This window comes from Streptomyces sp. NPDC001828 (assembly GCF_042892175.1).
Lineage (GTDB): Bacteria > Actinomycetota > Actinomycetes > Streptomycetales > Streptomycetaceae > Streptomyces.
On sequence record NZ_JBIATV010000035.1, the window covers coordinates 1 to 1,077 of the forward strand.

Consider the following 1,077-nt stretch of genomic DNA (forward strand, 5'->3'; position numbering starts at 1 on the left):
TTTCCGGTATATGTCAAGCCTTGGTAAGGTTCTTCGCGTTGCGTCGAATTAAGCCACATGCTCCGCTGCTTGTGCGGGCCCCCGTCAATTCCTTTGAGTTTTAGCCTTGCGGCCGTACTCCCCAGGCGGGGAACTTAATGCGTTAGCTGCGGCACCGACGACGTGGAATGTCGCCAACACCTAGTTCCCAACGTTTACGGCGTGGACTACCAGGGTATCTAATCCTGTTCGCTCCCCACGCTTTCGCTCCTCAGCGTCAGTAATGGCCCAGAGATCCGCCTTCGCCACCGGTGTTCCTCCTGATATCTGCGCATTTCACCGCTACACCAGGAATTCCGATCTCCCCTACCACACTCTAGCTAGCCCGTATCGAATGCAGACCCGGGGTTAAGCCCCGGGCTTTCACATCCGACGTGACAAGCCGCCTACGAGCTCTTTACGCCCAATAATTCCGGACAACGCTTGCGCCCTACGTATTACCGCGGCTGCTGGCACGTAGTTAGCCGGCGCTTCTTCTGCAGGTACCGTCACTTTCGCTTCTTCCCTGCTGAAAGAGGTTTACAACCCGAAGGCCGTCATCCCTCACGCGGCGTCGCTGCATCAGGCTTTCGCCCATTGTGCAATATTCCCCACTGCTGCCTCCCGTAGGAGTCTGGGCCGTGTCTCAGTCCCAGTGTGGCCGGTCGCCCTCTCAGGCCGGCTACCCGTCGTCGCCTTGGTAGGCCATCACCCCACCAACAAGCTGATAGGCCGCGGGCTCATCCTTCACCGCCGGAGCTTTTAACCCCTCAAGATGCCCTGAGGAGTGTTATCCGGTATTAGACCCCGTTTCCAGGGCTTGTCCCAGAGTGAAGGGCAGATTGCCCACGTGTTACTCACCCGTTCGCCACTAATCCACCCCGAAGGGCTTCATCGTTCGACTTGCATGTGTTAAGCACGCCGCCAGCGTTCGTCCTGAGCCAGGATCAAACTCTCCATGAATGTTTACCCGTAATCGGGTGCACACATCACGTAAGAGCGGGACGGAACCACCGGAATAAGGCGGCCCGTCCACAGCGTCCTCGCTGTGTAATTGCC

Annotated in this window: 1 rRNA gene; it reads right to left on the reverse strand. The window is 57.9% G+C overall.

The features are described from left to right. A 16S ribosomal RNA gene (locus tag ACFYZA_RS40245) occupies positions 1-981 on the reverse strand; the annotation flags it as partial. Positions 982-1,077 lie beyond the last annotated feature (96 nt).